Raw genomic sequence first — 21,358 nt, 5'->3', positions numbered from 1 at the left:
TGCTTTGAGTGGACGGACGTGCGGACGACCGCGCGTCACGCGAGCCCGTCCAGCGGGCCGGTGCCCTTCGAGGCGTCGCCGAAGGTGCTGTTGCTGAGGCCCATGGCCTGGCAGATGGAGACCAGGAGCTGCTGGTGGGGAGCGCCGCCGAACTTGATGTAGCGGCCGGGCGTGAAGGCTCCCCCGCCGGCGAGGACGAACGGGACCGACTCGCACCGGTGCAGCGGCGCGTCGCCGAGCTCCTTGGCCCACACGACCAGCGTCTCGTCGAGCAGGGTGCCGCCGCCGGAGCCGGCGGTCGACTTCAGCTTCTTGAGGAGGTAAGCGAACTGCTCGGCGAACCACCGCTCCGCGACGCGGAACCTGTCGACGTCCTCCCCCGAGCTCGCGTGCGAGAGCGAGTGATGATCCTGGCTGGAGAGGCCGAGCCACCGGAGGTGCAGCGGCGAGACCGTGTGAGAGAACTGGACGGTCGCGACGCGGGTCCGACCGCAGGCGAGCGCCGCGGCGACGAGGTCCATCTGCGCGACGGCGATGTCGGGCACGGCGTCCTCGTCGGTCGGGTTGAACGAGGGCGGCGGCGGGGGCGCCGTGCCGCAGCTCGCCGCGACGGGGCCGGCGCCGGTGCTCGCGCCGGGCGCGATCTGCTTGAGGCCGTCGATGTGCGCGTCGAGCTTCGCCTGCTCGCGCGCGGGCACGCCGGCGCGCAGCGCCTCCATCTCGCCGTTCGTGACGCGCAGGATGCTCTGCCGGCGCTTCATCTTCGGATCGATCTCGCCACCTCCGGTTCCGGTCGAGCCGCCGTTGCCGGTGAAGCCGTCGAAGATCTGGTTGTAGGCGGTCCGCGGCTCGTCGATCACGGGCGCGAACTGCCCCGCCGCGCTGTAGGACATGCGGGTCTGGGCGCCGGTCCCCCACGGGCTCGTGTAGATGCCGAGGTTGACCGGCCGGACGCCGAGCTCCTGTGCGACGTACCAGTCGACGCTCTGGCCGCGGCTCGCGCTGCCGGCGTTCCCGCCGCCCGTGAGCATGTTGATCATGCCGGGCTCATGGTTGTCGACACCCTTGAAATCGATGCCGTCGCAGATGATGAGATCGGACTTGTGCGCTGCGAGCGGCTCGAGGATCGAGCCCGCAGGGAAAGAGAAGCTCGATCCGGAGCCCGTCGGGCGCCAGAGGTGATGATGAGTCCCGTTGGGGGAGAAAAAGATGACGAGGTTGCGCGCAGTACCACCGTCGGCGCGAAGCTGGCTGATCCTCCCGAGGAACGGAGCGGCGAGGAGACCAGCGCCCAGGCCGGCGGCGAAGCGACGTCGGGATATGCGGTTCATGCGAGCGTGCTTTGCAGAGGCCGTGCCCGCGAGGCGATCGGCGCCTGAGCACTCGAATTCATCGAGCTCGCGAGGGTGCCACATGTCGCCTGAACCCGGAGCGGTTCTGGGCGCGAGATCCAGTCGATTTGGAGGATGATCCTGAACCGGAACGAGTTCGGCGCACATTCAGCACAATGCGTGAGCCTCTGCGGCACAGCACGGGCTCATCCGCGAAACGCGCGACGCAGGCCCTCATTCAGCGGCGGATATTCAAGACACGTGCCGCGGGCGTCCGGAAATGCCTTAAGGGGTCTCAGCTCCGCTGGTGATGCCTGGCACATTCACGCTGCATCAGGAGGACGCCAGGAACGCGAGGAGAAGCCACAATTTTATCCTCTTGGCATCCTTTGTACCTCGGCCGCTCGACATCTCCTCGCCTGGAGAATACGACGATGCAGCGATGTTCGTGCGTGTCCGATCCAGTCACACAGAGGGAAAGCCGCCAGGACGCCAAGAGCAGTCGAGACCGTGCCCCGCGCACGCCCCACCCGGGCGACGGGAGCGCGCGCCCGCGCCGCGCCGGCCGCGGCGCAAGGCGGCCTGCGCGCTCGCGCTGCTCGCGCTGGCCGCCGCCCTCGGCGGCCCCCCCGCCGCGGCGGCGCGCGCGCCGGACGCGGCGCCGGCCGGTCCGCCGCCGCCCGCGCCGGGCGCGCTGGGGAGCGTCGCGCCCGCCGACGAGGCCGCCGCGCCGCCGGCTGAGGGCCGCCCCGTGGTCTCGCCGGTCCAGCGCCCCGACGAGCGCGACGCCCCGCAGCGCGCCTGCTCCTTCGCGCTGCCCGTCTGCGCGCACGCGCCCGCGGGCGTCCCCGGCAGCGCCCTCCTGGAGAGCCTCGCCGACCTCGAGTCCGCGATGCGCGCCTACGACGCGCTCGGCCTGCCGCGGCCGCTCCCCGACGGGGCGCGCGGCGGCGGCCCGGCGTACGACCTCTACCTGGAGCGCGGCCCGCGCCGCCCGGCGCGCGTCGGGCACGACCTCAGGGCGATCGGCGAGCGGTTCGACGCCGCGAGCGCGTTCGCCATCATCGCGGCGCCGGGGCGGGGCGGGTGCTCGAGCGCGTCCGACGCGGCGTACGCGCTCGGCCACGCCGTCGCGACGCGCCTCGACGCCGGGGCCGAGGAGGGCGCGCTCGCCATGACGGCGAGCTACCTCGCGGCGATCGCGGCGCCCTGCCCGGCCGAGGAGCTCGCCGCGATCGACGCCTTCCAGCGCGCGCCCGAGCGGGCGCTCACGGGCGCGGCGCTCGGCGCCCTCGACGGCGCCCTGCTCTTCCCGTGGTACCTCGACGACGCCTACGGCACCGGGACGCCGGCGCAGGTCGCGATGTCGCTGCTCGCCATCGCGGCGCAGCCCACGCCCGGCGGCGCGGCGCGCTTCCGCGCCGAGCCCGACACGTTCGACGCGCTCCGGGCGTCGCTCCGGTCCCGCGGCAAGGACCTCGACGACCTGCTCCTCGAGTTCGCGATCGCGCGGGCGTTCGTGGGCAGCCGCAGCGACGGCGCCCACCTGTCCGACGTGGAGCGCTTCGGCGACTTCGGCCGGGTGCGCTTCGAGTGGTCGCTGCCCTACGCGACGCTCCCGCGGCGGGTCGCGCCCCTGCGCCCGATCGAGCCGACCGGCGCCACCTACCTCTGGCTCGATCTCGCCGCGGAGGGCGCGGCCGGCGGGCCGGACCTCGAGGCGGCCGAGATCACCCTCGTGGCCGACTGGGAGCTGCCCGCGCTGTTCCGCTGGGCGATCGTGAAGGTCGACCGGCAGGGCGCCGAGGCCGGCCGCGTCGAGGTGGCCGGCATCTTCGGCGAGAGCCGCGCGCAGCGCACCGTGGTCGGGCTCGACGGCCTCGCGGGGCTGCTCATCGTGGGCGTCAACGCGGGGAGCATGATCCGGAGCCGCCCGTTCGACCCCGACGACGCGCCGTTCATGCCGCACGCGTACACGGTCTGGCTCTCGAGGTGATCGCGGCGTATCACGCCCGCGCCTCGTCGCCCCTCGGGGACAGGTGCTGCGCGAACCACTCCCCCGCGAGCCGGGCGACCGCCGCGAGCGCGCCCGGCTCCTCGAACAGGTGCGTCGCGGAGGGCACCACGGCGAGGCGGCGCGGGCCGGCGAGGCGCTCGAGCGCGCCCTGGTTCAGCGCCAGCACCGTGGTGTCCGCGCTGCCGACGATGAGCAGCGTCGGCGCCCGCACGCGGGTCAGGGCCGCGCCCGCGAGATCCGGCCTGCCGCCGCGCGACACGACGGCGCCCACGGCGCGAGGCCGCGCCGCCGCGGCGACGAGCGCGGCCGCCGCGCCGGTGCTGGCGCCGAAGTAGCCGACGCCGAGGTGACGGAGCTCGGGGCGCGCGAGCGCCCAGTCCGTCACCCCGAGCAGCCGCCGGGCGAGCAGGTCGATGTCGAAGCGGAGGCGAGCGCTCCGGCGATCTTCGGCGGCCTCCTCCTCGGTGAGCAGATCGAACAGCAGCGTGGCCAGCCCCCACCGCCAGAGCGCCTCCGCGACCGAGCGGTTGCGAGGGCTCCTGCGGCTGCTGCCGCTGCCGTGGGCGAAGAGCACGAGGCCGATCGCGCGCTCCGGGATCGCGAGATCCCCGGGCAGCGCCGCCGCGCCCGCCTGGACGAGGAGCGGCCGCTCCGCGCCCTCCGGCGGCGGCAGCTCGCGCCGCGCCTCGGCGAGGAGCCAGGCGACCAGGTCGTCGGAGGTCTGCGAGAAGTCCTCGTAGTAGGCGCCGATCGCCTGGAGGCCGGGGTCCTCCTCGATGCAGGCGATGGAGTCGACCTCGCGGGCGAGCGACGACAGGCTCGATGGCGCGGCGACCGGCGCCGCGAGCACGATCCGCCTCGGCGAGCGCCTGCGCAGGTCGCGCAGCGCGGCCCGCACCGTGCCGCCGGTCGCGATGCCGTCGTCCACGACGATGACCGTCCGCCCCTCGACGCGGGGCATCGGCCTGTCGCCCCGGAACCGGCGCACCCCGCGCTCCACCTCGGCGGCCTGCTGCTCCGCGATGTCGGCGAGCTCCGCGTCGGCGATGCCGAGCGCCGAGACGAGGCTCCGGTCGATGTACACCTCGCCCCCCTCGGAGATCGCGCCCACGCCGAGCTCCGGCTGCCCGGGCGCGCCGAGCTTGCGCACGATCCACACATCGAGCGGCGCGCCCAGGGCGCGCGCCACCTCGTAGCCCACCTCGACGCCGCCGCGGGGCAGGGCGAGGACGAGCGGCGCCTCGCTCCTGTACCCCGAGAGCAGCTGCCCGAGCCTGCGCCCGGCGTCCCTGCGATCCTGGAACAGCTTCGCTCGACCCATCGCCGCCTCCCCTCACCACCGCTCCCTTTTGGATCGCGTCGATCTTTCAAGAGCGGTGCCGCGCGCGGCGCGCGGAGGGGGGCCGCGCCGGCGCGGGCTCAGCCGCGCGGCGCGCCGCGGCGGACCGTCAGCCGAACAGGCTCCACTCGTCCTCGATGAGCGACAGCGCGTTGATCAGCTCGATCGCGAGCTCGCGATCGAGCCACTCGTCGACGCGCTGGCCGGCCGCGACCGCGCTGAAGCACGCGCGCGGGATGCGCTTGGCGAGGTGCATCAGGCACGAGCCGGTCCGATCGAGGCGCGCGACCCAGTCGGTGTCGCGGTAGGCGTACCTGGCCTGGTGGAACAGCGAGTCGCTGAGCGCGGAGATCCTGTCGCGGATGACGTCGGCGGGCTCGGCGCGCGACGCGATCGCCTCGCGGACCTCGCCGATGGCGCGCAGCACCAGGCCGACCGGCGCGCCGGGGTGGAACGAGGCGCGCTTCGGCGAGAACGAGAGATCGTCGAGCGCGACGAAGTACCAGGCCTGCGGCGAGGACACGCGGTAGAGGTACGCCGCGCCGCAGGCGTCGGCCGCCCTCATCGCGACCTGCCAGGCGCCCTCCTCGTCGACGCTGTCCTGCTCCGCGGGCATCCCGTCGATGCGCTCGACGCCCGCGCTGCTGACGAGCGGATCCGCCCACGCCATGACCACGACCGACGTGGTGCGCGACCAGCTGCACAGGAGGCGCGCCCTCGCCTCGGCGGAGACGCGGCCGCCCGGCGCGATCCAGACGAAGCGCCCGTCCTTGAGGTCGGCGCGGTGCTCGTGCTGCGAGGCGCCGTGCTCGGCGAGCTGCTGGAAGAGCGCCTCGCCCCGCGCCGCCCAGCGCTGGGCGAGCGCCTCCTCGGCGCTGTCGGACGGCGTGTCGTCCCAGTCGAGCTCCGGCGGCCGGGGCGGCGAGAGCTCCGTGTCGTCCGCCTCGCTCGCGGGCTTTTCGCTGCGGGGTCGCCGCTTCGGCGGCGTCGCCCGGGCGTGCTCGTCGGCGCGCGCCCTCGCGGGGCGGAGCCTCGGCGCCGTCGGCCGCTCCGTCGCGGCGCCCTTCCGCGCCGCCGGCCGCTCCGTCGCGGCGCCCTTCCGCGCCGCCGGTCGCTCCGTCGCGGCGCCCTTCCTCGCCGCCGGCCGCTCCGTCGCGGTGCCCTTCCGCGCCGCCGGCCGCTCCGTCGCGGCGCCCTTCCTCGCCGACGAGCGCTCCGTCGCGGCGCCCTTCCGCGCCGACGAGCGCTCCGTCGCGGCGCCCTTCCTCGGCGCCGCCGCGCGCTCCGTCGTGGCGACCTTCCGCGACGTGGCCGATCGCTTCGCCGGCGCGGCCGACCGCGCGGCGGCTGCCTTCGCCTTCCCGGGCGTCGCTCGCGCGCTGGCCGCCGGCCGCTCGTGCCTGTCGCGCAGCGCGGCCGGCGAGCCCGCCTCGGCGACGCCGCGCTGGCCCGCCTTGTCACGAGGCTGCGCGCGCGCCCGCCCGCTCGATGCCTTGACGGTGCGCCTGGGTTCGGCCGATGTCCTTCGACCGCGCGGTTTGGGCATTGGGACAGCGTATCACGAGCCCGGCGGGCGATACCGACAGACGCGCCCCGAGAAACGCGCATGTCGAACGGAAAGGCGGTCCACCGAGCGCCGCGCCCGGGAGCCCGCAATCGAGCGCTCCGTCGCGGCGCCCATCACCCGAGCTCGCACCTCCCCGGCCCCGCGCGCTCACGCCGCCTTCAGCGCAGGTGCGTTTGCGTTCAGGGCCCGTCTTGTTGCGTCTGTTGCGTTTGTTGCGTTTGTTGCGCCCAGCTGCCTGTATTTGCGTCGCTCGCGTTCAGTTCGCCTCGCTGAGGGCCCGGCGCACGACCTTCTTGAATTTCCTGAGCGGTTGGGCTCCGCTGACCAGGTAACCGTTGATCACGAACCCCGGAGTCCCGGTGATGCCGGCGCTCCGCGCGGCCTCCGCGTCGGCCTCGACGGCGGCGCGGTGGGTGCGCTCGTCGAGGGCTCGGGCGAAGCGCGCCGCGTTGAGCCCGATGCTCGCGGCGTGCTGCTCCAGGGCAGCGCGATCGAGGTTCGCGGCGTCATGGGCCTTGAAGAGCCGATCGTGCATCTTCCAGAAGCCGGCCTGCCCCTGCTGCGCGAGCGCCTCCATGGCCGCTTCGGCGGCCAGCTGCGCTTCGGGGTGGAAGGGGAGCGGCAGGTGGCGAAAGACCACGCGGACCTTGCCCGGGAACGCCTTGAGGAGCTCATCCATCGTGGCGGCGCTGCGCGCGCAGAAAGGACACTGGAAGTCGGAGAACATCTGGATGACCACCTTGCCGGCGGCCGCCCCCTTTGCGGGGTGGCCCTTGGGCGGCGGCGGCACCGACACCTTCGGCGGGAGCGCCGGCGGGACAGCCTGCTTCTGGATGGCCTCGTAGACCTTCGCGCGCGGCGTCCCCGCCACGACCATGGCCTCCGCCTTGGCGAGCTCCTCGTCGATGAGCGCCTGGAACTCCTCGATCGGCTGCGCGCCGACCAGCCTGCGCCCGTTGATGAAGAAGTGCGGCGTCCCCGCGGCGCCGAGATCGTCGGCGAGCTCCATGTCGGCCTCGATCGCGGCCGCGTGCTTGCGCGAGGCGACGGCGCGCTTCGCCGCCGCCACGTTCAGCTGGAGCTCGGCGGCGAGGGCCTCGAGCGCCGCGTCGTCGAGGCCGGCCTCGGGCGCGAGGAGGCGGTCGTTCGCCCGCCAGAAGGCGGCGTCCCCCTTCTGGGCCCGCGCCTCCCGCGCGAGCTCCGCCGCGGGCTCGGCGCGGGGGTGGAACGGGAGCGGGTTGTCCTTCCAGACGACGCGCAGCTTGTCGCCGTACTGCGCCGCGAGCTTCTCGACCGTCGGCGTCACCCGCCTGCAGAACGGGCACTGGTAGTCGCTGAACAGCACCATCGTGACGAGCGCCGTGTCCTTGCCGCGCACGGGCGAGTCGCCGACCGGCACGAGGTGCACCACCCGGCGCTCTTCCTCCTCCGCCGCCTCCTCGGGATCCGCGGCGGGCGCCGCGAAGTTCTTCGCCGCGAGCGCCGCGTAGATCTGCTCCGGCGGCGTCCCCGCGGCGCGGAGCGCGCGCGCCGCGGCGAGCTGCGCGTCGATGATCTCGGCGAACCGCTCCGCCGGCTGCGCGCCGACGAGCAGGACGCCGTTGATGAACGACGCCGGCGTGCCGTCCACGCCGAGCCGCGCGGCGAGCGCCATGTCGGCGTCGACCTTGCGCGCCGCCCCGCTCCGCTCGACGAGCTGCTCGACCTGGCCCGGCGTCACCCCCGCGCGCCGGAGCGCCGTCGCTTCGAGCGCCGGCGAGAGCCGCTCGTCCGCCCCGAAGATGGCGTCGTGAAACGCCCAGAACGCGCTGGGGCCGGCGTGCGCGAACACCGCCATCGCCGCCTCGGCGCTCGGGCGGGCCTGCTTGTGGAAGGCGAGCGGGAAGTTCTTCCACACGATCCGCAGCTGCTCCGGGCCGTAGCTCCGCTCCAGCTGCCGCAGCGTGCCGCCCAGGTGCTTGCAGAAGGGGCACTCGAAATCGGAGAACACGACGATCGTCACGGGCGCGAGCCGGCTGCCGCGCGCCGGATCGGCGCGGGTCACCGGCACCGGACCTGGCTCGCCCTCCGCGACCATGAGCTCATCGAGCGTCGGGCGCGTCGCAGACCGCGCGGCCGCGCCCGGCGGCTGCGCGGCCTTCGCCGGCTGCGACGCGCCCGGGGGGGACGGCGGGAGCGCGGAGCTGCAGGCCAGGGCGAAGATCAGCGAGAGCCAGGCGACGGCGGCGAGGGCGCGGCGGAGCATCGCGCGAGTGTACTCGCGTTCCGCGATGACGCCGGCCGTCGCCGCGCGGCCTCGCTGCGCCCAGCGCGGAACGCGTCCGCGCGTCGCCCCGGGAGCGGCGAAGCGCGCGGATGCGGCCGGGCCAGGCACGATTGACGCCCTCGCGGCCTTCGGCCATGACGGGCCCGGCGCGCCGCTCTGCCGCGCCAGGAGAGCGCACCGGAAGCCATGGAGAAGGTCTACAGCGCCGCCCGCGTCCAGCCGGACGCGCACAGGGACGTCCTCGCGCAGCTCTGGAAAGAGAACCTCGCCCACGGCGAGGTCTCGCAGGATTTCGTGGAGCGGCGGATGCGCTGGTTCCAGGAGCAGAACCCGGCCGGCCCCCCGCGGACCTGGATGGGCTTTCACGGCCCGGCGCGGGAGATCATCGGCAGCGGCTCGTTCTACCCGCGCGACGTCTACGTCAGCGGGCGGAAGCTCAAGGCCGGCGTCCTCGGCGATTTCGGCGTGACCAAGGCGCACCGCATCGCCGGGGCCGCGATGAGCATCCAGCGCGAGCTCGCGAAGGGCTGCCGCGACGCCGGGGTCGACTTCCTGTTCGGCTTCCCCAACAAGGCCTCGTTCCCGATCTTCCAGCGCGCCGGCTACAAGAAGATCGCGGACTCCACCATCTGGGTGCGGCCCCTCATGGCCGCGTACAAGCTGAACGAGCTCGCGGCCTCGTCGGCCGGCGATCAGCAGAGCATCGTCACCGCGGTGGTGCAGCGGGTCGCCGAGCGGGCCGCGTCGGCGGTCCCCCACCCCCGCTGGCGCGCGCTCTGGGAGCCGGCGGCGCCGGGCGCCCCGCCCGCCCCCCTGACGCGGGCGCTGTCGACGGCCGCCGAGCGCGCCGTGCAGCGGGCGACGGTGAAGCCGGACAACGCCCTGGTGCGCGCCGCCGGGCGCGCCGTCGACACCTCGATGGCGCTCCGGGACGCCGCGGCGCTGCTCGCGCGGGGCAGCCGCGTGCGCACCGAGCTCGTGGACGCCGCCGACCACCGCTTCGACGACCTGTGGTCGCGGGCGAAGCCGTCGCCGATCGCCGGCGAGCGGAGCGCCCAGTTCCTGAACTGGCGCTACGCGCAGCTCGGCAACGTCCGGTATCGCTTCTTCTGCATGCTCGACAGGCACGACGGGCGGCTGCTCGGCTACGCCGTCTACTCGGTGCGGAACAACAAGGTCGAGATGACCGACGTGTTCTGCGAGGACAGCGGCCCCCTGCTCGACGCCCTGCTCCTCGAGTTCTGCCGGGCGATGCGGCGCGAGGGGCACGTCTCCGTGGGGATGCTCCTCGTGACGCCGCCAGCGTTCAGCGCGCGCCTGCGGGCGCTCGGCTTCTTCTCGCGCCCCCACCCCCCGAGCGTGGGCTCGCGGTGGCTCATCGTACACCTCGACCCGAGCTTCCCGGACGAGCTGCGGCGCGTGCTCCTCGACCCGGACAGCTGGTTCATGACCGACGGCGAGCTCGACGTCTGACCGCCCGGGCGCCCGCCCCCCGGAGGATCCCACCGATCCGCTGGACCACCTGCTGCCGCCGGTTACCCTTGCCTCTCCATGGATAACGAGGCGCCGGCCCTGTCCATCGCGCGGCTGCGCTCCATCTGGGACGCAGAGGTGGATCCCTCCGCGCGGCGCGCGCTCACCGCCGCGGCCTTCGCGGGGCTGTTCGGCGCGGCGCACGTGGCGCGCGTGGGCTCCCCGCTCGCCCGCGGGCTCGCCGGCGCCGGCCTCGCGCTGCTGCTCGCGGCGATCGTCGCGCGGGTCGTCGTCGCGCGGCGGCGTCGCGGCGACGCCCGGCGCACCGTGCGCGAGATCGTCGGTCGCACGGACGAGGCGCTCGGCGCGGCCACCCTGCGGGCGCTCTCGCTCGTGGATCGCGCCTCGGCCGACGATCGGGTCGGGTCGCCGGAGCTCGCCGGCCTGCACCTCCGGCGGCTGCTCGGCCGCGCCTCGCGGGCGCGCATCCTCGCGCGCGCGCAGCGGTCGGCCGCGCGGTGGGCGAGCGCGGGCCTCGGCCTCGGCCTGGCGGCGCTCGCGGCCGCCGCGATCGATCCGCCGCGCGTCGTCGAGGGGCTCGACGTCCTCGCCGCCCGCGGCGGCGAGGCGCCGCTCGATCTGCTGTGGCTCGAGGAGGTCGAGATGACGGCCACGCCGCCCGAGTATCTGCACGAGGGCGCCGAGGTGCTCCTGCCGTTCGCGACGACGATGCAGCCGCGGGGGACCGTGATCACGGTGCGCGGCCGCCCGGTCCGGGCGGGGCGCGCGCTCGTGCTGACCGACGGCGGCACCGAGGTCCCGTTCGTCGACGACGGCAAGGGCGGCGTGATCGCGCACTGGACCCTCGGCGACTCGACGACGCTCCAGGCGGCCGCGCGCTTCGGGCAGGTCCGCGTCCGGCAGGCCGACGCGCAGCGCGTCGTGTCGATCCCGGACGACGCGCCGCGCGTCACGCTCGAGGGCGCGCCGCGCACGGTCAGGCTCCTCGACGAGCCCAGCATCCCGCTCCGCTACGAGATCACCGACGATCACGGCCTGCGCGAGGTCGACCTCGTCCTGCGCGCCGGCGCGAAGGAGGAGCGGCGGGTGCTCTCGCGGCCGGCGGGGGACGCGAAGATCGACCGCGGCGGCTACGAGCTCAAGGCGCGCGACCCGTTCTTCCGCAGGACGTACGTGCCCATCGAGGTGCGGATCGAGGCGCGCGACAACGATCCGATCGAGGGCCCGAAGTGGGGCAGGAGCGAGGCGATCGTGGTCATCCCGCCGCAGGTGGGCGAGCCCGAGGCGCGGCGCTACGCCGCGCTCGCGAAGGCGCGCGACGCCCTCACCGACCTGCTCGCGGACCGCATCGGCCAGAAGACGCCGGAGGCGGGCGGCGCCGCGGCGCACGCCGCGCACGAGGCCGAGGCGCAGGCGACCGCGAAGGCGGAGGTCGAGCGCGCGCTCTCCGCCGACTACGGCGGGCTCCGGGTGCGGGGGCGCGTCGCGTCGCTCGCGCGCGGCCAGCTCGCCCGGCTCGACGCGGCGCTCGGCGCCGAGCGGAAATCCACCACCCGCGCGGCGCACCAGAAGCTGCTCGACGAGACCGAGGGCGTGCTGCTCGCCTTCGACGCCGGCCTGCGGGGCCTCGGCGTCCGGGACGCCCGGGCCGTCGCGCAGCGGCTCGCCGACGTCGCGGACGAGGCCGCGGCCGCGGCCGAGCTCCTTCGAGGCGGCGGCGACCGCGAGGGCGGCGAGGTCCGCCTCGAGGCGGCCGTCACGGTGCTGGGCGGCGGGGGCGCCGAGCTGCGCAAGCTCGGCGAGCTCGGCCTCGATCTCGGCGAGATCGTCGCGAGCGACCTGCGCAGGGTCGCGCGCGCCCGCGGCGCCGGCGACTGGGCGCACGCCGAGCTCGCGGCGCGCGACCTCGCGGCGCGGCTCCGGCGGCCGGATCCCTCGTTCGGCGGCGGCGGCCGCGGCGGGGTGGAGTCCGGGGCGCCGCGCGGCGGGCCCGATCCCGGGGAGGCCTCGCGCGCCGACGAGAGCGTCGCGCAGAGCGAGCGGGAGCTCGAGGACCTCGCGCGCGATCACGCCGCCGAGACGAACGCGGTCGCCGAGGAGCTCATGCGCGCCTCGCGGCCCGAGGACGTCGCGGCGCTCCGCGAGGAGGCGAAGCGGCGCGCGGAGGCGATCCGCGAGGCGGTGCAGGAGCTGCCGCGGCCCGGCGGGGCGCCGGGCTCGGCCGAGTCCGCCGCGGCGGCCGGCAGGGAGCAGGCCGAGGCGATGGCCGGCGCGCTGGAGCAGGGCCGCCTCGAGGAGGCGGTCCAGAGCGGCCAGGGCGCGGCGCGCTCGCTGGGCGAGGCGAAGCGGCTCGGCGCGCAGGGCGGCGGCTTCTTCCCCGAGGAGCGGGCCGGCCGCGAGGCGGGCGAGGCGCAGCAGGCGCTCGCCCGGGAGCTCGCCTGGGCCGAGGAGGCGCTGCGCCAGCTGCAGCAGGCGGCGTCGGAGCGGGCGCGGGAGGGCCTCGCGCGCTCGAGCCAGCGCGAGGGCTCGCTCGCCGATCGCGCGCGCGAGCTGCGCAGGCGGGGCGAGCAGGGCGACGGCCGCATGCCGGAGGAGATGCTCGAGCGCCTCGAGGAGGCCGAGCAGGCGATGCGCGACGCCCAGCGCGCCCTCTCCGAGGGGGAAGGCGAGCAGGGCAACGAGCGCCAGCGCGACGCGCAGCGGCTGCTCGAGATGTCGCGCAGCGACGACCAGAGCCAGGACGGCGACGCCGAGTCGGAAGGGAACAGGGACATGGCGAGGAAGGCCGACATCCCGGACAAGGACAAGCACAAGGGCCCCGAGGAGTTCCGCCGGCGCGTCCTCGAGGGGCTCGGGAGCGCCTCGGAGCCGCGGCTGCGAGAGGCGGTCAAGCGCTACGCGGAGGGGCTCCTGAAATGACGTGCGCCGGCGCTACGGCGGCCCCGGCGAGGGCTCCGCGCGGGGCGACGGCCCTCGCGAGGCGCGGCCTGCGGGCGGTGGTCCTCGCCGCGCTCGCGACCGTGTCGGCGACCGCGTCCGGCCGCATCGCGGTCGGCGACCTCGATCGCGCGGCGCGGGCGCGGGCCGCGATCCTGGAGATCGACGCCCCGGCGGCGCGGGGCATCCTCGAGGGCGCGGATCCCGTCGATCTCGCGCTCGCGCTCGAGCGCGGCCGGCTCGCCATCTACGAGGGCGACTGCGACGCCGCCGCGGCGATCCTCGCGCGCCCCGATCTCGCGGCGACGGCGGAGGGCGCGGCGCTCGGCGACATCGCGCGCGGCTGCGCCCGCGCCACCGCCGCGACGGTCGTCGTGAACGACGAGGCGCGCGGCGTGTGGGTGCGGCTCCAGGACGACGACGATCGCGCGCTCGTGCCGCTGCTCGTCGAGGTGGCCGCGAAGACGCGCGACGTGCTCGCGAAGGACCTCGGGGTCGAGCTGCTCCGGCCGCTGCGGATCGATCTCGTCCGCGATCAGTTCACGCTCTCCGCGATGACCGGGCTGCCCGAGGACGCGGCGCGGACGACGGGCACCGTCGCCATCGCCAAGTGGGGGCGGGTGACGATGCTCTCGCCGCGCGCGACGCCGAACGGCTACCCCTGGCTGGACACGCTCGCGCACGAGATCACGCACCTCGCGCTCTCGCGCGGCACGCGGGACAACGCCCCGCTGTGGCTGCAGGAGGGCGTGGCCAAGCGCGAGGAGGTCCGCTGGCGCGAGCCCGACCCGCTGGACGACGTGCCGTCCGCGGACGCGGTCGCCTTCCTCGGCATCCAGAAGGGCCTCGGGCGCCCGCTCGACAAGATCGGCCCCTCGATCGCGATGCTCCCGAGCGCGGAGGAGGCGGCGATCGTGTTCGCCGAGGTCGCGAGCTTCATCCGGTACTGGACGAGGGAGGCGGGCGACACGGCGCTGCCCGAGCTCTTGCGCCGGCTCAAGGACGCGAGCAGCGACGCGGATCTGGAGCGGGCGATCGCCGACATCTCCGGCGCGGATCTCGCGGCCTGGGACCAGCGCTGGCGCGCCTACCTCGCCACGGTGCCGGCGGGCGTGCCGCCCGACCTCGCGCCGGGCGGGGACATGCCGCACCGGCAGGAGGTCGCCAAGCGGGTGCGGCTCGGGCAGCTGCTCCACGATCGCGGCCACCACGCCGCCGCCGCGGTCCAGCACGCCCGCGCGCAGGCGCTCGCGCCGCACGAGCCGGCGGTGCGCTGCTTCCTCGCCGCCGCCCTGCTGGCCTCCGGCGAGCGGGCGAGCGCCGCCCCGCTGGTCGAGCGGGTCGAAGACGTGAACAGCCGCCACGGCCGGTGGTGGTCGCTGCACGGCCTGCTCCACGGAGGCGCCGACGGAGGCAGCGCCTTCTCGGCGGGCGTCGCGCTCGACCCGCTGAGCCCCGAGGTGGCCTGCGAGGAGAAGCTGCCGCCGGAGCTCCCGAGCGACCCCACCCGGTCGGCCCTCTGCGAGGCCGCGCGCCGCAGGGCGCGCTGATCAAAAGGCCGCGGAGGCGAGGAAAAGCCGCCGCTCGACGCAATGGCGCGCGCTCGCCGGTTTCTGCGCGAGCGCGCGCGCTCCGGCTTCCGTCGCGCTGGAGCGCGCGCCTACGGTCGCGCGCGTGCCGAACCTGGATCGCATCGCCCTCGTCGTCGCGCTGAGCCTCGCCTTGCCGGCTCGGTCGCGCGCCGACGACGCGCCGCCCTCCTCGGCGCCGCGCAGGGTCGGCGAGCTCGGCGCGTCGTCCGTGCTGGCGTTCGGCTTGCTGCCTGCGGCGAGCATCGGCCCCTCGGTGGAGGCCTCCCTCCGCTGGCTCGACGCGTCCCTGTCGGTCGAGGCGCGCGTGCTCCGGGCGCTGGGCCGCGGCCCGAGCGCCGCCTCGCTCGTGGGGCCGGAGAGCACCGCCGGCCTCGGGCTCATGTCGATATGCAGGCACGAGGAGGCCGTCTTCGTGTGCACCTCCTTTCAGACCGGGGCCGTCGCCGCGGACGTCGACAGGAGCCTGAAGCCGACGTACGGCGGCGAGCTCTCCTGGATGATCACCTCCGGCCTGCGCGGGGGCGCCGCGTGGCGCCTCGCCCGCCACCTGGAGCTGCGCAGCTTCCTCGAGCTGCACGCCGTCCTGGAGCGCCCTCACGTGAGGGTCGACTCCATCGAGAGGTGGCGGGCGTCCTACGTCGCGGGGATCGTCGGCGTCGGCCTCTGGTTCCGCCTGAACCCGGAGTGACGCAGGCCTCCCGGCGCGCCGAGGCGCCCCGGCGCGGGCCCTCGCCCGGCGCAGGCGCCTCGCCGGCGGCCCCGGCGCGGCTGGCTCACCGACGGCGCGTGCGCGGCCGCCTCAGCTCTTCGTGCGGAGCGCGCGCGCCAGGGTGTTCCTGCCGACGCCGAGCCGCTTCGCCGCTTCCGTCTTGTTCCCCTCGCACGCGCGGACCATCGCCTCGACGTAGCGCCGCGTCACCTCGTCGAGGGTGAGGCCGAGCGGCAGCGCGACCTGATCGTCGCCCTCGGGCCCCGCGGCGGCCTGCGGCGGGGCGCCCCCGCGCCGGCGCGCCGGGAGGTGCCCGGCGGAGATGCGGCCGTCCGGCGCCAGGGCGATCGCGCTCTCCACCCAGTGCTCGAGCTCGCGCACGTTGCCCGGCCACGTGTGGGCGCGGATGTGGCGGAGCGCGTCCAGATCGAAGCGCGGCGCGGGCCTGCCGTACCGCGTCGCGTAGACGTCCGCGAAGTGGCGGGCCAGCGTCTCGACGTCCTCGGGGCCGCGCTCGCGCAGGGCCGGCAGGTCGATCTCGACGACGCGCGCGCGGTAGTAGAGATCCTTGCGGAAGCGGCCCTCGGCGACCGCGCGCTCGAGGTCGCAGTGCGTGGCGCACACGACGCGCACGTCGGCGCGGAGCGTCTGCCGGCCGCCGACGCGCTCGAACGAGCGATCCTGCAGGAAGCGCAGGAGCTTGCCCTGGATGTCGAGCGGCAGATCCCCGAGCTCGTCCAGGAACAGCGTGCCGCCCTCCGCGAGCTCGACCTTGCCCGGCACGCGCCGGTCCGCGCCGGTGAACGCCCCGCGCTCGTGGCCGAAGAGCTCGCTCTCGACGAGCTGCGCCGGCAGCGTCGTGCAGTCGACCGTGACGAAGGGCCGCGTCTGGCGCCGCGAGTTGACGTGGATCGCCCGCGCGAACAGGCTCTTGCCGGTGCCGGTCTCCCCGCGGAGGAGCACGGTCGCGTCGGTCTGCGCCGCGAGCTGGACCTTCTCGTACACGGCGGCCAGCCGCTCGCTGCGGCCCACGATCCGGTTGAACGGCCCCTGCAGCACGACCCCCGGCCCGCCGCCCTCGGCCGCGCGGAGCGTCGTCAAGAGCAGCGCGCGGGCGAGCTGCGTCGCGAGCGCGACGAGGTAGCGCTCGTCCTCCTCGTCGAAGGGCGCCCCCGCGCGGTTCAGCAGCTGCACGACGCCGCGGATCGGCGCGGCGCCGTCCTCGCGGATCGGCGCGACGAGCATCGAGCGCGTCGTGTAGCCCGTCGCCCGATCGGCCGACGGATCGAAGCGCGGATCGCGCGCCGCGTCGTCGACGCGCACGACCTCGCCGGTCCTGGCGACGTGCCCCGCGATGCCGCGCTCGAGCGGCTGCCTGAGCGCGGGGAGCTCGGGCAGGACGGCGACGCGCGTGACGAGATCGCCGCGCTCCGCGTCGACGAGCCAGATCGTGGCGCGGTCGGCGCGGAGCGCCTTCGCGAGCCGCTCGCACGCCGTGCCGAGGAGGGCGTCGAAGTCGACCTCCCGGGCGAGGAGGGAGGCGAGATCGACGAGCAGCGAGAGGCGCGACATGGATAGCGGAGCAGGATCCAGCATAGAGGTCGCCGCCCTTGTCGTCACCCGCGTCATCACGCGGCCCGCGCGACGGCCTCGACGTCGATGCAGAGCCCCTCGCGCGCGGCGACCGAGGCAGGGAAGAGCTCGCGCGCGAGGCGCTCGATCTCGGCGACGCCAGCGTCCGTCCGCTGCGGGTCGTGGTGGAAGAGTACGAGCTGACGCGCGCCGCACGCCCGCGCGATCTCGGCGCCCGCGATGTACGTCGAGTGCCCCCATCCGACCCTCGATCGCCCGGCGTCGCCGCGGTACTCCTCCGGGGTGTACTGCGCGTCGTAGATGAGCACGTCGGCGCCGTCCGCGAGCGCGCGCAGCGCCGGATCGACGCAGGCGTAGTGCTCGGTGTCGGTCGCGTAGACGAGGCTCTTCCCCGCGTGCTCGAGGCGGTAGGCGAGCACGCCGCCCGGGTGGTTGAGCTTGGCGGTGCGCACGTGCACCTCGCCCACGTCGAACGCCTCGCCCGGCCGCGCCTCGCGCAGGGCGATCTGGGCGCCCAGCTCGTCCAGCCGGACCGGGAAGCTCGGCGCCGCCATCTGCGCCGAGAGCGCCTCGCGGAGGGTCCCGGCCCCGTGCGCGCTGCCCACGATCGACAGCTTCGAGCTCGGCAGGTACGCCGGCACGAAGAACGGCAGGCCCTGAATGTGGTCCCAGTGCAGGTGGGAGAGCAGCACCGTCGCCTCCACCGGCCCTTCCCGGAGCAGGGCATCTCCGAGCTTGCGAACGCCCGTCCCGGCGTCGAGGATGAGCTGCGTCGATCCGCAGCGGACCGCCACGCAGCTGGTGTTTCCGCCCACCGCCGCCGTCTCCGGCCCAGGCGAAGCGATGCTCCCGCGAACCCCCCAGAACCTGATCTCCATCGTCGTCGCGTGCCTCCTGGGCTCCCTTCAGCGAGCGGCGTGCCAGGGCGCAGGGACTTGAAATCGCTCCGCTTTTCTGCTGCCCCCGGCCGCGCCGATCGAAGTTGCAGCGCCGGGTCCGGATCGGCGCTTCAGAATGGAGCGCGCGGCCGGCGCGGTCCGCCGGCGCTCGCGCCGCCATTTGCGTGGGGCGGCGCTTCGCGGTTGACGCCCTCGCGGCGACGTGGAGAAACGTGGAGCGCGGGGGACGGGCCTTTCGTCGCGCCACGGATCGCGCTGAGCGTCGCGCGTCGCGTCAAGGCTGAGCTCCTTCGCTGGATGGGGGGACCGCGCCGGCGCGGAAAGGTTCGCCTGACCCGAGCGTTGACCGAGGTCCGTCCCGAGGCCTAGCATTCCTGCACCGCTCTCTTTCCCGCATTGTTACCGCCGCTCCGCACAATGACCGTTGCCACCTACGCCGCCGCACAGCTGTTGCGGGTGCTTCCGCGAGAGCGCATTACCCGGGCCGTTGGCCGCCTCTGCGACGCCAGAGCACCCGCCGCCGTCTTGAACGCGGTGGTCAAGCTCTACGCGCGCGCGTACCGCGTCGACATGGACGCCGCCGAGGTGCTGACGAGCCCTTACGAGAGCTTCGACGCGTTCTTCACGCGCAAGCTCCGCGAGGGGATGCGCCCTGTCTGCTCCGATCCCGGAGCCATCACCAGCCCCGCCGACGGCCGGATCGAGTCGCTCGGCCCCGTGACCGAGGGCGGGCGCCTGCTCATCAAGGGGCAGCCCTACCGCGTGGAGGACCTCGTGGGCGACCCCGCGGAGGCGTCGCGCTACGACGGCGGGCAGTTCGCGGTCGTCTACCTCTCCCCCCGCGACTACCACCGGGTCCATTCGCCCGTCGCCGGCCAGGTGAGCCTCATCCGCTCGATGCCGGGGGAGCTGTTCCCGGTGAACGCGATCGGCGAGCGCCACATCCCGGGCCTGTTCGCGCGCAACCGGCGCGTCGCGATCGTGATCGACACCGAGCGCCAGGGGCGCGTGACGGTCGTGATGGTGGGCGCGATGATCGTCGGACGGATCACGGTGAGCGCCGTCGACGCGCGCGACGTGCCGCTCGGCGTGCACCCGATCTCGCCGGCCCTCCCGGTCGCGTGCGGCGAGGAGATCGGCAAGTTCCACCTCGGCTCCACCGCGGTCCTGTTCGTCGAGCGCGGGGTGTCGCCCCCCTGGAGCAGGGCTCCGGGGCCGGTCCTCTACGGTGAGCCGATGGACGGAGGGGGCAGGCAATGACGAGCGAGCGGCCGCGCAACCCCCTGGCTCAGGCCGCCCAGGAAGGCGGCGCCTCCGGAGAGTCCGGCGCGCCCCCGCCGGGCGAGGCAGGGAACGCGGCCGCGCTCGCGCCGCCGGGAGAGGGCTCGCTCCCCGCGCGCTCGTCCGTCGCTCCGCGGCCCGAGCGCACGCCCAGCGTGCGCCCGCAGCTCGCGACCACCACGCCGCTGCCGCGCCTCGACGTCATCCCGGGCATGGCCGACGGGAGCTCCAGCCGGCCGCCCTCGGAGATCCCGGACCTCGATCTCGATCCGCGCATCGCCGGGCCGCCGACGGAGCGCTCGCGCCACGGCACCCCCCTGCCAGCCACGCCCACCTCGAGGCGGGCCTGGCAATCGCTGGCCGCGGAGGTGGAGCGGGCCACGGAGGCAGAGCGCGGCGACGGCGCGAAGACCGCGCGCCGCCGCTCGCGGCGGCTCGTGAACGTGCCCGGAGACGCGGCGCAGCAGGGCGACGATCCGGGCGCCGCGCTCGACTCGGGCGCCGCGCTCGACTCGGGCGCCGCGCTCGACTCGGGCGTCGCGCAAGCGGACACGGCGACGCCGCGATCGCTGGGGCTCGATGAGGTGGAGGACGACGGATGGCTGAGCGCCGCCGCGAGGCCCCCCAGCGAGCCGGCGATCGAGGTGCCCAAGACCGCCAGCAAGCCGGCGCCGCCGCCGAACCTGGCGGAGCTGGTCGCGCCGCGGGCGGTCCCGCGGCCGTCGCCGAAGTCCTCGAGCGTGCCGCCGATGCCGACGCCGGGGCTGATCATCGACCCGGACTCGGTCGCGGTGATCCGGCCGCTCCAGATCCTCAGCATCGAGTCGAACCTGCCGCCGGTCACCTCGCAGGCCGAGCCGCAGCCCGAGCCCGCCAGGCCGCCGCTGCTGACCGACCCGACCGAGCACGAGTGGCCGCCGCTCCAGTTCCGGAGCGGGCCGGACTCGCGCCAGACCGTGCTGGGCCTCGACCCGTACCAGGAGGGCCCGGGGGAGGGCCCGCCGACGGCGCGCGACGCCGCCTTCGACGCCCTCCAGCCCGAGCCCCGGCGGCCCCAGCCGTCGGCGCCGGAGATCGAGGCGCGCCCGCTCGACTGGCGGCCCGGGTCGAGCCCGGAAGAGCTCACGGAGGTCGAGCCCGAGCTCGAGCTGGCCGACGAGGCCAGGGCCAACGCGACGAGCGCCCCGCCCGAGGCAGGCGGCGGCGAGCAGCAGCCGGCCGACCCGACGCGCATCACCTTGCCGCCGAAGAGCAGCGAGGTCGAGCTGGAGGAGGTCGAGCCCGAGCTGACCGACGAGGGCCGGGCCGCCCGCGCCGACGCCCAGGCGGCGCATCCCAAGAAGCCGCCGCCGCCGCCGCCGCCGCCGCCGCCGCCGCGGCGCCCGCGCGCGCAGGCGCTCGCCTCGCCGGATCTCGCGACGTTCACGTCGGTGCCGCCTCCGCCGGTGTCCGTGCCGCCGCCGCACGGCGATCCCTCGGCGCGCATCTCCGCTCCGCCCGCGCAGCCCGCGGCCAAGCCGCTCGATCTCGAGTCGAACTCCGGCCCGTCGACCGAGCCCGCCGCGCGCCGCAAGCGCCCGTGGTGGGAAGAGCTCTTCGGCGACGACTTCCTGCGCACGCTCGACAAGATCGACAGCAAGGTGGTTCGCCGCGAGGTCGACTTCATCGAGGAGCGGCTCGGCGTCGAGAAGGGCGCCGTGATCCTCGACCTCGCGTGCGGCGCGGGCGGCCACGCGATCGAGATCGCGAGCCGCGGCTACAGCGTGGTCGGCTTCGACCTGTCGCTCGCCATGCTGGCCCGCGCCGCCGACGACGCGCAGGACCGCGGCCAGAAGCTGAACTTCCTCCAGGGCGACATGCGCGAGATGACGTTCGAGGAGACCTTCGACGGCGTCTACTGCTGGTCGACGAGCTTCGGCTACTTCGACGACGAGAAGAACGCGGACGTGCTCGCCCGCATCCGCCGCGCCCTCCGCGCGGGCGGCATGCTCCTGCTCGACATCGTGAACCGCGACTACGTCGCGTCCCGCCAGCCGAGCCTCGTCTGGTTCGAGGGCGACGGCTGCGTCTGCATGGATGAGATGCAGGTCGATTTCTTCACGAGCCGGCTCAAGGTGAAGCGCACGGTCATGTTCGAGGACGGCCGCTCGCGCGAGATCGACTACTCGATCCGCCTCTACGGGCTGCACGAGCTCGGCAAGATGCTCCACGAAGCCGGCTTCAAGGTCACCGAGGTGACCGGCCACCCCGCGCACCCGGGCGTCTTCTTCGGCTCGGAGTCGCCGCGGCTCATCATCCTTGCCGAGCGCAGCTGACGCGCTAGGGGGCTCCTG

Annotated in this window: 13 protein-coding genes; 7 read left to right on the top strand and 6 right to left on the bottom strand. The window is 75.2% G+C overall.

Annotated elements, in window-relative coordinates; translation table 11 throughout:
• Positions 1 to 35 precede the first annotated feature (35 nt).
• Positions 36 to 1,331 (bottom strand): DUF1552 domain-containing protein, encoded by a 1,296-nt coding sequence (locus tag WMF26_RS49940; protein WP_061628091.1) that lies wholly within the window; start codon positions 1,329 to 1,331, stop codon positions 36 to 38.
• A gap of 442 nt (positions 1,332 to 1,773) precedes the next feature.
• Between WMF26_RS49940 and WMF26_RS49935 the strand changes: the two genes are divergently transcribed.
• Positions 1,774 to 3,327, top strand: coding sequence for a hypothetical protein (locus WMF26_RS49935; protein WP_437998457.1), 1,554 nt, complete (start codon positions 1,774 to 1,776; stop codon positions 3,325 to 3,327).
• A 10-nt stretch (positions 3,328 to 3,337) separates the two neighbouring features.
• On the opposite strand, the gene WMF26_RS49930 is transcribed toward WMF26_RS49935, so the two are convergent.
• The 3 genes from WMF26_RS49930 to WMF26_RS49920 form a co-directional block, all read right to left on the bottom strand.
• A complete protein-coding gene (locus WMF26_RS49930) occupies positions 3,338 to 4,669 on the bottom strand; it encodes a phosphoribosyltransferase family protein (protein WP_437998456.1) in 1,332 nt (443 codons plus the stop codon).
• 127 nt (positions 4,670 to 4,796) lie between these two features.
• A complete protein-coding gene (locus WMF26_RS49925; RefSeq protein ID WP_437998455.1) occupies positions 4,797 to 6,233 on the bottom strand; it encodes a DUF6882 domain-containing protein in 1,437 nt (478 codons plus the stop codon).
• 277 nt (positions 6,234 to 6,510) lie between these two features.
• Entirely contained in the window at positions 6,511 to 8,499 is a 1,989-nt protein-coding gene (locus tag WMF26_RS49920) for a DsbA family protein (RefSeq protein WP_437998454.1), read from the bottom strand.
• A gap of 207 nt (positions 8,500 to 8,706) precedes the next feature.
• Here WMF26_RS49920 and WMF26_RS49915 point away from each other — a divergent pair, with 207 nt between their 5' ends.
• From WMF26_RS49915 to WMF26_RS49900, 4 genes are all read left to right on the top strand, one after another.
• Positions 8,707 to 9,993, top strand: a complete 1,287-nt coding sequence (locus WMF26_RS49915) for a GNAT family N-acetyltransferase (RefSeq protein ID WP_061621752.1) — start codon at positions 8,707 to 8,709, stop codon at positions 9,991 to 9,993.
• Between the two features lie 78 nt (positions 9,994 to 10,071).
• Positions 10,072 to 12,933: a DUF4175 family protein gene (locus tag WMF26_RS49910; RefSeq protein WP_437998453.1), complete on the top strand. Its 2,862-nt coding sequence runs from the start codon at positions 10,072 to 10,074 to the stop codon at positions 12,931 to 12,933.
• A 77-nt stretch (positions 12,934 to 13,010) separates the two neighbouring features.
• Positions 13,011 to 14,501 carry a hypothetical protein gene (locus tag WMF26_RS49905; protein ID WP_437998452.1) on the top strand — a complete coding sequence of 497 codons (1,491 nt, stop codon included), beginning with the start codon at positions 13,011 to 13,013 and terminating at the stop codon, positions 14,499 to 14,501.
• Positions 14,502 to 14,625: 124 nt separating this feature from the next.
• Positions 14,626 to 15,231, top strand: a complete 606-nt coding sequence (locus tag WMF26_RS49900; RefSeq protein WP_437953086.1) for a hypothetical protein — start codon at positions 14,626 to 14,628, stop codon at positions 15,229 to 15,231.
• A gap of 111 nt (positions 15,232 to 15,342) precedes the next feature.
• Here WMF26_RS49900 and WMF26_RS49895 read toward each other — a convergent pair whose 3' ends face one another.
• On the bottom strand, positions 15,343 to 16,848 hold the full coding sequence (locus WMF26_RS49895; protein ID WP_437998451.1) for a sigma-54-dependent Fis family transcriptional regulator: 1,506 nt from the start codon (positions 16,846 to 16,848) through the stop codon (positions 15,343 to 15,345).
• Between the two features lie 32 nt (positions 16,849 to 16,880).
• Complete coding sequence (locus WMF26_RS49890; RefSeq protein ID WP_437998450.1) at positions 16,881 to 17,723, bottom strand: MBL fold metallo-hydrolase; 843 nt, start codon at positions 17,721 to 17,723, stop codon at positions 16,881 to 16,883.
• 555 nt (positions 17,724 to 18,278) lie between these two features.
• On the opposite strand from WMF26_RS49890, the gene asd reads away from it, so the two are divergent.
• Positions 18,279 to 19,004, top strand: coding sequence for an archaetidylserine decarboxylase (gene asd / locus WMF26_RS49885; protein WP_020742088.1), 726 nt, complete (start codon positions 18,279 to 18,281; stop codon positions 19,002 to 19,004).
• On the top strand, positions 19,001 to 21,340 hold the full coding sequence (locus tag WMF26_RS49880; protein WP_437998449.1) for a methyltransferase domain-containing protein: 2,340 nt from the start codon (positions 19,001 to 19,003) through the stop codon (positions 21,338 to 21,340). Before asd ends, WMF26_RS49880 begins: the two co-directional genes overlap by 4 nt.
• The last annotated feature ends 18 nt before the right edge of the window (positions 21,341 to 21,358 follow it).

Origin of the sequence: Sorangium sp. So ce185 (genome assembly GCF_051526825.1) — a bacterium.
GTDB lineage: Bacteria > Myxococcota_A > Polyangia > Polyangiales > Polyangiaceae > Sorangium > Sorangium cellulosum_D.
Note: the sequence above shows the minus strand (reverse complement) of the source record. Positions and strands in the feature narration are given on the sequence as shown.

Bases quoted from the DNA above. Each gene is read 5' to 3' on its own strand.
- WMF26_RS49940 (WP_061628091.1), bottom strand. From the start codon at position 1,331: ATGAACCGCATATCCCGACGTCGCTTCGCCGCCGGCCTGGGCGCTGGT.
- WMF26_RS49935 (WP_437998457.1), top strand. From the start codon at position 1,774: ATGTTCGTGCGTGTCCGATCCAGTCACACAGAGGGAAAGCCGCCAGGA.
- WMF26_RS49930 (WP_437998456.1), bottom strand. From the start codon at position 4,669: ATGGGTCGAGCGAAGCTGTTCCAGGATCGCAGGGACGCCGGGCGCAGG.
- WMF26_RS49925 (WP_437998455.1), bottom strand. From the start codon at position 6,233: ATGCCCAAACCGCGCGGTCGAAGGACATCGGCCGAACCCAGGCGCACC.
- WMF26_RS49920 (WP_437998454.1), bottom strand. From the start codon at position 8,499: ATGCTCCGCCGCGCCCTCGCCGCCGTCGCCTGGCTCTCGCTGATCTTC.
- WMF26_RS49915 (WP_061621752.1), top strand. From the start codon at position 8,707: ATGGAGAAGGTCTACAGCGCCGCCCGCGTCCAGCCGGACGCGCACAGG.
- WMF26_RS49910 (WP_437998453.1), top strand. From the start codon at position 10,072: ATGGATAACGAGGCGCCGGCCCTGTCCATCGCGCGGCTGCGCTCCATC.
- WMF26_RS49895 (WP_437998451.1), bottom strand. From the start codon at position 16,848: ATGCTGGATCCTGCTCCGCTATCCATGTCGCGCCTCTCGCTGCTCGTC.
- WMF26_RS49890 (WP_437998450.1), bottom strand. From the start codon at position 17,723: ATGGAGATCAGGTTCTGGGGGGTTCGCGGGAGCATCGCTTCGCCTGGG.
- WMF26_RS49880 (WP_437998449.1), top strand. From the start codon at position 19,001: ATGACGAGCGAGCGGCCGCGCAACCCCCTGGCTCAGGCCGCCCAGGAA.